The organism is Candidatus Paceibacterota bacterium, assembly GCA_035583355.1.
Lineage (GTDB): Bacteria > Patescibacteriota > Minisyncoccia > Phycocordibacterales > UBA6899 > JAJZQJ01.
This window is the reverse complement of the sequence record DATEZQ010000010.1, coordinates 1-10,653: the sequence shown is the minus strand read 5'-3', so window position 1 is coordinate 10,653 and position 10,653 is coordinate 1. Positions and strand designations below refer to the sequence as shown.

Below are 10,653 nucleotides of genomic sequence, written 5' to 3'. Positions count from 1 at the left end.
AACTACTTTGTGAGCCGTGCCAAGGCCCGGACTCTGGTTTTGCACGCGTAGCGTTCCAAGAGTCAAAAACCGGAACGGTTTTTCGGCTCCCCCTAGTATCAGATATATCTTATTCAGTGCGCTCTTGCGCTCAATGAAACTCAAGCCGGAACGGTTTTACGTTTCCCTTTGTACTCTAAACATCTAATTCAGCGTGCGCAGCACTCAATGAGTCAAAAACCCAAAGGGTTTTTCGGCTCCCTCTGCATCGCAACTCGCATTGATTTTCTTCTGCTATACTACCTCCATGCCTTCAATTATTTTCGACATCGGTGGTGTCCTCGTACGCGACATCTGGGAACCCCTCTGTTTCGGCCCTGGTGGAATTGCTGAAAAATATAATCTCCCTATTGAGCGCTTTAGTGATTTTGCAAATGCGATAAATGTAGAATATGCAAAAACCTCTCTTGAAAGGACAGGCACTTGGCAAGAAGCGGAACATGCGTGCTGGTCTCGCATCATCGCTGAATTTGCTCAATATTTCCCCGCTGATATTACGCCCAATGATCTCATTGAGATGACGGATGATTTTATTCATCCGCTCAATCAAGAAGACATTATTCATATCATCCACGCGCTCAAGAAGAAGGGGACAAAGGTGGGTATCTGCTCTGATATGTCGAGCTTCTTATATGCACGTATCACAAAGAAACTTCATCTCGAAGATCTTATTGGTGCGGAGCATATTATCGTCTCCTATAATGTTGGTGAGCTCAAGATGGATGGTTTTCATATGTTTGAGTCCATTACCAAGGCACTCGGCGTACCAAGTCAGGATTGCATCTTTTTTGATGATCGCGAGGTGAATATTCAGAAAGCAGATGAATTTGGTATTGATGCGGTGCTTGTGCCTGCAAGCTCTCCAGAGACAAGCTATGCAATTCGTTCCGTCTTGCTTGCAAAAGAGTTGCTTTAGCTCTCTGTGAGTTTTTTGAAAAACAAAGCTAGGGCTTTGTTTTTCTTAATTTTATAGTATGATGGCCCCATGAGTAAACATCAGGCGTTTTGGAATAAGGAATATAAGACCGCAGAGCACCTCGCGCTCTCGGATGAGCCATCGGAGGACCTTGAGAAGTTCATTCGGTTTTTGGAGCGCCAGGAAGGAAGGCGCTCGCTCAATGTAACTTGCCGTGCGCTTGATCTCGGTTGTGGAAATGGACGCAATCTCATTTTGCTCGGTAGGTATGGTATGCGTGGAACGGGCTATGATATTTCAGATGAAGCAGTGAAGCTCGCGCGAAAGAATTCTGGTGATCTTCCACTCGAATATGAGGCACGCTCAATCGTGGGGAAGTTCGACAAGATTCCTGATGCGAGTCAGACGATTGTGCTTGATATGATGACCTCACACTTCTTGAACAAGGCAGAGCGCGCACAGCTCAAGGCGGAAGTCCTTCGCGTACTCAAGCCCGGTGGTTGGTACTTCTTCAAGACCTTTCTTGCTGATGACGACCAGCACGTGACCCGACTCCTGCGCGATGCACCGGGTGCGGAGGAGGGAACCTATATCCATCCACGCATGGGCGTGCCCGAGTTCGTCTACAGCGAGGCGGGTATCTATGAATTCTTTGAGCCCGATTTCATCATTCAGAAGGTGGATCGTTCGCACAAGCACATTAAGGATGGCCATGCATATAAACGCCGTACGATCACCGTCTATTTGCAAAAAGCATACTAATGATAAAAACGGCAGTTCGTTGCCGTTTTTTGTATTCGCGGTATATTGAAAATAGATACAATTTAAAGGAGTAGCCATGCGCTACATCATCTTGCTCTTTGTGCTTATGCACAGCTTTCTCTTCGCAGCGAAGCCGAAAGAGAAGCGTTCTCCGCCGGGAAGATTTCTTCCCGCACAGTCACTGGTGATCGCCCCTGATAAGACGGGACCGCTTGCAGAGCATTATGCACGCATCAAGTATGCGGATGCGCTCTGTGCGAAGGAGGTCATTAAGTTCGAAAAGAAAATGTCGGGTAAGGCCGAGCTTCTTGTTGAGCGGCCCGTGGTCCTCGCTGCCTTCGACTCCGTGAATGGTTCGTGGCACATGGTGCATGTTGCAGTGCCCAATCCTATTCCCGAAAGCTATTTCCGGGACCTGCGCAAAGCGCACACGATTGCAGAACGCAATGCATGCAAGATTCCCGTTCGCGCAATTACTCCGGGCTACAGTGTGGAACATGTTGCTGGTGCGGGACCAACGAGACTTACTGTCCGCCTCCACTACTCGCGCAGTGGGGGCAAAGAACTCTCGGACCTGCTTACGGTATACCGTATGGTCTATCCACGCATCCCGGGCAAGAAAGAAACGAATTATGCACGAGCAACCGCGAAGGCACAGTTTCTGTATTACACACCCGGGAATGATGAGCTCTTTTCTGAAGCGTTTGTCAAAGAAGGTGAACGATTCTTGCGACGTAAAATTCGTAAGGCCCAAGAAGAGCTGAAGGCGCTCGGCGTGCATTCACATGCATTCCCTGGGAAGTTGCTTGGAGATGTGTTCCCTGATGAAATTCCATTGTCGCTCATGGTGAGCGAGCAGTGGGATCCACTCTTTTTCCTGGAGGACCAAAAGGGGAGTCTCAAGCGTATTCTTGCTGAGTACGGCATCAATCGTGAAGAGGCATTCATGTGGAGTGTCTCTACTGCGAACGCAGTGGGCGCACTACAATTCACGAATAAAAATAACAACGGCACTTATGCTTCAGTGGTGCGTGCATACCGTGAGGCGGAGCTCGTAAAGAGTTTCGAAGATGGTACACGGAATATGCACAACATCATCAAGGCGGCACTCTGCTTGCTCGACCTCGAGCTCGCGAGATCTAAGAAGGGTATTGAACTCTTCGTTCAAGATCCGGTCCTTGGAGGTATCCTTCCGACAGCGGCATATAATGGCGGACCACGCGCTGCCGAGCGTATGATCGCAGAGATCGAACGCTTGAACGGTAAGAAATTGCCACTTATTGACCGCGCGATCATGAAACTGCCAAACGTACTGCTTCCGGAAAGTTATCATTCCGAGAAGAGCCGTAAGAGTAAGGTGGTGCAAAAGCGCATGAGGGGGAATACTGAGACCCCGATGTATGGAAGAAAGTATTTATTCCTAATGGACCATTGGGAATCAAAGAAAAATGATGTTTATGACCGCCCCTTGTGGGCGGTCTTTTCTTTGTTTATACTGAACGTATGGCACTGAATGAGCAAGAAGCAGCACGATTGCAAGAAATTGAACAGGCGATGAACGAGCCTGATTTTTGGCAGGACAAGCATCAGGCGCAGCAGCTCATTAAGGAAATGCAGGATCTGCAGGCTATCGCAGAGGGGAAAAGTAAATATGATGGTGCCAACGCGGTACTGACGATATTCTCTGGTGCAGGTGGTGATGATTCAGAGGATTTTTCAGGGATGCTTTTGCGCATGTATATGAAATACTGTGAGCAGCGTGGTTTTGGTTTTTCTATACTTCACGAAAATGCAAATGATCATGACGGTTACCGTAACGTTACAGTAGAGATAACAGGGAAGGGATCATACCGAGACCTCAAAAATGAAAGTGGTGTGCACCGACTTGTGCGCATATCTCCATTTAATGCAAATGCAAAGCGACATACTTCATTCTCAATGGTGGAGGTGATTCCTGAATTGAAGAAGGCAGATCTCGAGGCGCTCCCAGAAAGCGAAGTCGAGTTGGAGTTTGCAAAGTCAGGAGGCGCGGGTGGACAGAATGTGAATAAGCGAGAGACTGCGGTCCGTGCAATTCATAAGCCAACGGGTATTGCCGTACACGTATCTGCAGAGCGCAGCCAGGCGCAGAATAAAGAGCGTGCGCTACTCTTGCTCGCAGCGAAGGTGCATCATGTAAAAGAGCAACTTTCTGATAAAGAAAAAGAGGAGCTCATGATCTCGAAGAGCACGAAGGTGGAGTGGGGAAATCAGATTCGCTCCTATGTGCTGCATCCCTATAAGATGGTTAAAGATCATCGTACGGGTATTGAAACGAGTGATGTCGATGGGGTACTCGAACGAGGGAATATCGCAGATTTCATTGAGGCAGAACGTGACTTGGCGAGCGGGGCGGGACGTATGGAGATTGATGATGATATGTAAAAATGCACCAAAGGTGCATTTTTAATTAAAGTCATAAAGTTTTTCTTGAAAGTCTTTAATTTTCCCATTAACAATTTCAATTTTCTCCTGCTTGTATCGCTTTGTGCGTTCAGCTTCGTATTGCGGGTCCATCCATATGCGCCCATCCGAGTAGACGATACGATGGAAGGGGATATCGTGCACACCATTGTTCCATGCTTTTGCTAGTACGCTGGTGATACTGCGCGCACCCATGCTTCCTCCTCCTGCAGCGCGCGAAAGTGCTCCATAAGTTGTTACTCTCCCAGGCGGTACTTCGCGTGCGTATTTTACAACAAGCGCACTGAAAGACAGTTTCTCTTTGAAGTTATGATCCTCATCATATGCGCGCTGCAGCTTCGGTTTCATGAATAAATTATAGCATAGTGCCATGTTGTGCTATGAGAATCGGGGTTTATTTGAGGCTCAGTGCATGTTATACTAGTCTTACTGTCTATGATCTACTTTGATAACGTTACGAAGCGCTATGGTAATAATATTGTTGTTTCTGATGTCTCTCTCGGTATTACCGAGGGTGAGTTTGTCTCAATAGTGGGGCATTCAGGAGCAGGCAAAACGACCCTTATTAAGCTGCTTCTTGCAGAAGAGAGGCCGACCAGTGGTGCTGTGCTTTATGGCAAGCAAAACGTACATCATATTGCTTCACGGAAGATGCCGGAGTTTCGTCGCAAGATTGGAACAATATTTCAGGACTTCAAGTTGCTTCCGAATAAGACTGCATATGAAAATGTTGCTTTTGCGCTCGAAGCCGCTGGGCGTACCGATAATGAAATCCATGCTGATGTGCCGCAGGTCTTGGAGCTTGTCGACCTTGCAGCAAAAGCGCTCCATTTCCCGCATGAGCTTTCGGGTGGAGAGCGTCAGCGTGTTGCGATTGCCCGCGCACTTGTCTCTCAACCTGATGTGCTTGTCGCTGATGAGCCAACAGGAAATCTCGATCCAATGAATACTTATGATATCGTTCAGATCTTGAAGAAGGTGAACGATATGGGGACGACGGTGATTCTTACGACGCACAATAAGGGGGTGATTGATGCACTCAAGAAACGCGTTATTACCATGGAAAATGGGAAGGTGGTCAGAGATGACATGCAAGGTAAATATGTTCTTTAAAAACAAGCACCGTTCCGGTGCTTGTTTTTTTGAACATATTTTCCTTGTGTGGCGGCACTGGCCTTTTTGTCGGGGGTTGCCTCACGCTTCGCTCTCGTCGTACCACTGTACGCCGTCGAGCTCCAGCGAGGCAACCGCCGAGAAAAATTCGCAGTGTTTCATAGGTTCGAGTTAGGTGAAATGCAAATTCAATGATTCACAGTGTTTCATGTGTTTACATTGGGTGAAATACAAAATCCAGATATGAAATACCCCCGCAAGCGGGGGTTTACAGATATGGGACCATCACGAGCATTCATGCTCTCCTCACTTTCTTGAAAGGGCAGTGGCCGACGTGGGCCGAGGGCGAAGGTCTCCCGAGCATGGCTCGTGGAGTGGTGTGCGTCTACCAGGCCGTTGGCGAGGTGTTGGCGAGGATGCTACTGATCGGCATCCCGCGGGCGATGAACGCTCCTGTCGTGAGACATGCGGGACCTCCTTTCTTGGCTGGGCGGATGAGGGGTTGCCGTGATTGGCGGTGCCTTCAGTGGCTGCGGGCCGCATTGCGGTGCGCCTCGGGCGTAACGGGTGTTCTGGGCTGTGGGGCTCGGCGCTACGCGCTTGCCCCTAGCTGCTTACCAAGGCCTTGACTTGGTGCAGGCGCAGCCCATCGCTGCTGGACATGTTTCCTCCTCGCCGACGACGGCAGTAGGGGAAAGTTGTGGACTCGCTCCAGGGCTTCGCGCCGAGGAGACTCTCTCGATGACCCGCCGCTAGCCACAGGCTAGCGGCGGGTGCCCGCAGGAGACGCAAGCGTCCCTATTCCGGGCTTCTACTGGCCAACCGCGCTCTCCTTGCGGGGAAGGCGGTAGGCGGCGACTGCGGCCCATGCTTCCGAAGAAGCTCGAGGGCGGCGCGCACGAAGGCCAGCGAGGATTACAGTATACATCATATTTATAATATGTCAAGTATATTTTGTGCAGCTAACAATTATGGCCTTATTGAGCCCCGAAACTCACCTCATGATTCCTTCATTCTCTAATTGCCCCACGCCCTGAATCTTGATATTGATATGTTATAATCATCCTATGTCTATGTTCACTTCTTTCCGTCGCGTAATGCGCTCGGGTTTTCTTAACTTTTGGCGTAATGCGGTAGTCTCTCTGTCTGCGATCTTCGTTATGACCGTAGCCCTTTTCGTCATTGGAGGTTCTATGCTTTCATCCGTATTCTTGCAGGAGACATTGCGTACCATCGAAGAGAAGGTGGACATTAACGTATATTTCTCTTCAACGGCAAAAGCGGACGACATCTTGGCACTTCGTAATTCACTCGAGAAGATGCCTGAAGTTTCCAAGGTTGAGTATATCTCCCGAGATCAGGCAATCGAGGATTTCCGAAAGAAGCATGAGAATGATTATTTGCTCCAGGCGGCGCTCAATGAGCTTTCAGATAATCCTCTTGGTGCAATGCTTAATATTCGTGCGAAGAATCCTTCGGAATACGAAGCGATCGCTCTCTATTTGAATAAGGAAAAAGATGATCGTCAGTCTGAGGGTTTCATTGGTAAGATCAACTATGCGCAGCATAAGGTCATTATCGAGAAGCTGACTGCAACGGTGAATGCAGTGGAAAAGTTCTCATTTGCAATCCTCCTATTCTTGATCGCCATAGCGATCGTGATTACGTTCAATACGATCCGTATCGCAATCTATGCCTCGAGGGAAGAGATAAGCATTATGAGACTTGTCGGCGCGACGAATATGTTTGTTCGTGGTCCATTCATTGTTGAAGGTGCACTCTGTGGTATCGTCGCGGCGATTCTTGCAACCGCAGCATTCTATCCGTTGACTGTCTGGGTGCAAAGCGCAACCGCAGAATTCTACGGTGGTATCGATCTCTTTGCATACTACATTGCAAATCTGCCACAGATTTTCTTTGTGCTCATGGCAGCAGGTATTCTGCTCGGTTCAGTTTCGTCGATACTCGCAGTGCGAAAGTATCTTAAGGTCATGTAAAATAGCCCCTTTGGGCTATTTTATTTCATCCATTTTTTGTTTCGCAAGTATATGTGCAAGCACGGCAATGAGCGTTGCGGTAATGACAACAAGTAAATTCATTGCTGATGTTTTTTCTGCTTGTGGCTTTTGGGTCACTTCTGGGCTCCTGTCGTGTGGGGATACTCCACGCATTCCCTCTCTTTGATTACGAATAGTCTGTTCCTGTGGACTTATATCGACGGTACCTTGGTCGATAATGATCGCTCCGCCAGCTGGACCTTGGATTACTGTCGGTCTCTTTATCATACTACTTGATGGTGTCGCAAAGATTGCAAACTTGGTAAGGTGGGTCACCTTGAATTCAACATGATCATCAAAGAAGACTGCATCAGGAATTTTGTTCCATACTTCCATTCCTTCGTCCAGCCAATACACCGCAAGACGTCGGAGGTTTCGTAGGTCGCGAGGTAGAGGGAGCGTAATGCGAAGAGGTGAATCAAATTCATGCACCTCATTTCCTTTCGCATCCCGCACAATTATTTCGTAGTAAGTTCCATTCAATAGGATGGCATCAGCTGTTGGAGGTTGGATTTTGGATGATTGGCTGTCCTTTGCGTTGACATGGAGTGTGAGCTCTTCTGATACTGCTTTCCCCGGAACATAAACGATAATGGGTCCCACTTCAGAATCTTGGATGATCGTTCCGTCCTGAGATGGTAATAATGTTAGTGGTGACTCACCGAGGGTGGGGAGTGGCGTGATGGGCAGGGCGGGGTTTATACCAAATGCATATCCACCGATTATTCTTGTTCCTACTGCACCTCCACGCAATTGCTGAGGACGCCAGTCTGTGCGTACGTCACACTGCGAGCAGTCAAAGTTGATTTGTCCTGCAGTCGCCCCAAGAGTTCCAGCTACTCCTGAAAATTTCCCAGTACCGGATATATTTACACCTGAAAAACTAATCCAGCCTTTTCCCGACGACCATGCATACCCACCTAGTTGTCCTGCAGCAGTATTTGTGACTCCACCTGTTGTAGGTGAAAAGTTAATCCAACCATCATTTGTGCTCCACGCGTAGCCAGAAATTCCTGAATCAGTAATTGTGATGCCGCCCTGGGATGGTTTGAAATTGATCCAGCCAAGCTTGTCTCCCCACGCATAAACATATCCGCTTTGAATTGAGCCATTAGTTTCTGAGGCAAAAGCATGCTGGATCTCAAACACGCAAAACGCAGTAAGCGAAATGCTTGCGCAGAGAAGCATCGAGGTATAGTGCTTACTATTCATGGATCGAAGCTATGGTGATAATTTGTTTTTGCGTCTCACGATAAAGAATGAGTTTTCCTGCAATAGGATAGGCAATAAGCGTATCTCCATTTTCAGCATCCGCGAATATTGGCTGGTTTCGAAGTTTCTGCTTGTTTGTTACTGTTGCAATAGTAGGAACTTCATCTGCTGGAAGAAGCATAAACTCGCCTATTTCTGCGATGAGCGCTTGTTGTTCCTTTGCAATTCTTGCATTTGCTGATTGCTCAAGATGCTGAACATTGCGCTGCATGAGGACGGCAGTCATCACCACTATAACGATACACAAGAAAACAACAATTTGAGTTATTGTTTTCTTGGCGGTAGTCACAGGTGGGGTATTCTCGTGCATAACGTGATGAGTATTATGGTGCTATCGTTTCTACGGGGTCTGATGGTTGACCCGATTCAGTTATAAGGGGATCGCTTTCGGGAGTCTCTGTCTGCGGAGTGGTTATTGGTGGCTCCTCTATAAGTATGGGTACATTCGTACTCTCTGTTGTCGTTGTCGCTTCCTCTGGTGTTGTGGTTGCTGTGGTACTTGTTCCAACTTCAGTGCCGATGACCGTGTCAGGAAGATGAATATCTCCGCCTGTGGTGATACTTTGGTTGTTCGTGTTTTCTGTTTGATTGAGAAGTATAGATGTAGAATTTACATCCTCGACATTACCGTCGCTAAAGAGACGTATGCCGTTTGTTGACCCAAATGCATGCCAGCTAAAGCGCATATCTTTTTGTTGTGCGGGTGCGATCTTTATCTTGAATCCAGTGCGCGACACTTCATCGATGTAGTTATCGGTGAGTATTCCTTGTGTCATTTTTGTAATAGTGACGACAGGCATTTGTGTATATGCTGTTGTGAATACTACAGAAATTTCAGTTGCACCAGATCGGATTACCGCTTCACCTACACTGTCCTTTCCGAGATCCACTTCACCCGAAACGCGGAGTCCTCCATTAAGTGCAAGTTGATTGAGACCATCCATACTGATTCCACTGTTTGTGAGGAAGAGTTCAAGTTTATTGCTGAGTTCTTGTACGCCTTTTGTGATGATTGGAATGAAGTAATCTGGGTTAATTGCATAAGGTAGCCCTCCTTCGTCACGAATGATTAGACGCTCGTCTATGTTTGCTACTTCCTCCGCAATAAAGCCAAGGGCCCTTTCATTTGTTTCGTTGTACTCAAAGCTTACGGGGCGCATCTGCTTTACCGCAGCAAGTCCAAGAGGAATATCTTCGATACTGTGCTTGAAGCGTGCTGATGATGAGTTGCACACTGTATTTGAGGATCCTACATAGAGCTGCTTTGAAGTGTTATTGATACAGACGACTAGATTCCCACTAGCTGCTGCAGCTAATCCATTCAAGAATACACCTCCCGTTCCTGCACCGAGATTGAGTCTTGATGCACCAGTGGTTGTACCTACTTGTACAAGTTTCGCAATCGCATTTGCGCCAATATCAACTCCTCCAGTACCCGCATTAATGGTGACATCGGTCGCACCGGTTGCATTTCCGATTGTAATAGCTTTTGCATTTGCACCCGTGCCAAGATTCAACGCACCCGTTGTCCCCGAATCAAGGGTGAGGGCATTTGCACCTGTGGAAGACAGTGCTCCTGCGCCCGCAAAAGTCATCGCAGTTGCACTGAAGGCAATAGTGTCAACCGAGGCAACACCGGTAAGTGCTCCTCCGGTAGTGAGATTGAGACCCGTTGAGGAAAGTGCAAGTGCATCGAGCGCAGATCCAATGCTAATCGTGTCTGCAATGGTGTTATTTGTGCCGATGTTGATCGTATTTCCGGCAGTCCCTGTACCAAGGTTAATTGTCTTTGCATCATTGCTGGTCCCGAGATTTAGGGCACCTGTAGAATGTGAATCAACCGTAAGCGAAGTACTACCACCTGAAGTCAAGGTTCCTACACCCTCAAAAGTTATCGCAGTCGCAGAATGTGCAATTGTATCAATTGACGTTACGCCGGTGAGCGCTCCGCCACTAGTAACACTGAGCCCTGTTGAGGTGAGTGCAAACGAATCAAGTGCAGAACCAATCGCAATCGCATCTGCAGTAGTA

General features: G+C 47.9%; 10 protein-coding genes. 6 read left to right on the top strand and 4 right to left on the bottom strand.

The annotated features are described in order from the left end of the window. Nucleotides 1–286: 286 nt before the first annotated feature. The 4 genes from VJ579_04145 to VJ579_04130 all read left to right on the top strand — a co-directional run bounded on the left by VJ579_04145 (nt 287) and on the right by VJ579_04130 (nt 4,141). A complete protein-coding gene (locus VJ579_04145; GenBank protein HXK38228.1) occupies nt 287–955 on the top strand; it encodes an HAD family hydrolase in 669 nt (222 codons plus the stop codon). A gap of 69 nt (nt 956–1,024) precedes the next feature. Continuing rightward, nucleotides 1,025–1,717: a class I SAM-dependent methyltransferase gene (locus tag VJ579_04140; GenBank protein ID HXK38227.1), complete on the top strand. Its 693-nt coding sequence runs from the start codon at nt 1,025–1,027 to the stop codon at nt 1,715–1,717. Between the two features lie 76 nt (nt 1,718–1,793). Next, a complete protein-coding gene (locus tag VJ579_04135) occupies nt 1,794–3,230 on the top strand; it encodes a hypothetical protein (protein HXK38226.1) in 1,437 nt (478 codons plus the stop codon). After that, nucleotides 3,221–4,141: a PCRF domain-containing protein gene (locus VJ579_04130; protein ID HXK38225.1), complete on the top strand. Its 921-nt coding sequence runs from the start codon at nt 3,221–3,223 to the stop codon at nt 4,139–4,141. Before VJ579_04135 ends, VJ579_04130 begins: the two co-directional genes overlap by 10 nt. Nucleotides 4,142–4,162: 21 nt before the next feature. Here the strand turns inward: VJ579_04130 and VJ579_04125 are convergent, their stop codons facing one another. Beyond that, nucleotides 4,163–4,528, bottom strand: a complete 366-nt coding sequence (locus VJ579_04125; protein HXK38224.1) for an MGMT family protein — start codon at nt 4,526–4,528, stop codon at nt 4,163–4,165. Nucleotides 4,529–4,615: 87 nt separating this feature from the next. Here VJ579_04125 and ftsE point away from each other — a divergent pair, with 87 nt between their 5' ends. Further along, nucleotides 4,616–5,293, top strand: a complete 678-nt coding sequence (gene ftsE, locus VJ579_04120) for a cell division ATP-binding protein FtsE (protein ID HXK38223.1) — start codon at nt 4,616–4,618, stop codon at nt 5,291–5,293. 1,067 nt (nt 5,294–6,360) lie between these two features. After that, nucleotides 6,361–7,290 (top strand): permease-like cell division protein FtsX, encoded by a 930-nt coding sequence (locus tag VJ579_04115; protein ID HXK38222.1) that lies wholly within the window; start codon nt 6,361–6,363, stop codon nt 7,288–7,290. A 15-nt stretch (nt 7,291–7,305) separates the two neighbouring features. On the opposite strand, the gene VJ579_04110 is transcribed toward VJ579_04115, so the two are convergent. From VJ579_04110 to VJ579_04100, 3 genes are all read right to left on the bottom strand, one after another. Continuing rightward, nucleotides 7,306–8,562, bottom strand: coding sequence for a hypothetical protein (locus VJ579_04110; protein ID HXK38221.1), 1,257 nt, complete (start codon nt 8,560–8,562; stop codon nt 7,306–7,308). Then, the gene (locus tag VJ579_04105) at nt 8,555–8,932 is read right to left on the bottom strand and encodes a hypothetical protein (protein HXK38220.1); all 378 of its coding nucleotides are present in this window, start codon (nt 8,930–8,932) and stop codon (nt 8,555–8,557) included. The genes VJ579_04110 and VJ579_04105 overlap by 8 nt, the downstream gene beginning before the upstream one ends. 13 nt (nt 8,933–8,945) lie before the next feature. Continuing rightward, nucleotides 8,946–10,653, bottom strand: a 1,708-nt coding sequence (locus tag VJ579_04100) for a tail fiber domain-containing protein (GenBank protein HXK38219.1), incomplete at its 5' end; no start/stop codon positions are given.

Bases quoted from the DNA above. Each gene is read 5' to 3' on its own strand.
- VJ579_04145 (HXK38228.1), top strand. From the start codon at position 287: ATGCCTTCAATTATTTTCGACATCGGTGGTGTCCTCGTACGCGACATC.
- VJ579_04140 (HXK38227.1), top strand. From the start codon at position 1,025: ATGAGTAAACATCAGGCGTTTTGGAATAAGGAATATAAGACCGCAGAG.
- VJ579_04135 (HXK38226.1), top strand. From the start codon at position 1,794: ATGCGCTACATCATCTTGCTCTTTGTGCTTATGCACAGCTTTCTCTTC.
- VJ579_04130 (HXK38225.1), top strand. From the start codon at position 3,221: ATGGCACTGAATGAGCAAGAAGCAGCACGATTGCAAGAAATTGAACAG.
- VJ579_04125 (HXK38224.1), bottom strand. From the start codon at position 4,528: ATGAAACCGAAGCTGCAGCGCGCATATGATGAGGATCATAACTTCAAA.
- ftsE (HXK38223.1), top strand. From the start codon at position 4,616: ATGATCTACTTTGATAACGTTACGAAGCGCTATGGTAATAATATTGTT.
- VJ579_04115 (HXK38222.1), top strand. From the start codon at position 6,361: ATGTCTATGTTCACTTCTTTCCGTCGCGTAATGCGCTCGGGTTTTCTT.
- VJ579_04110 (HXK38221.1), bottom strand. From the start codon at position 8,562: ATGAATAGTAAGCACTATACCTCGATGCTTCTCTGCGCAAGCATTTCG.
- VJ579_04105 (HXK38220.1), bottom strand. From the start codon at position 8,932: ATGCACGAGAATACCCCACCTGTGACTACCGCCAAGAAAACAATAACT.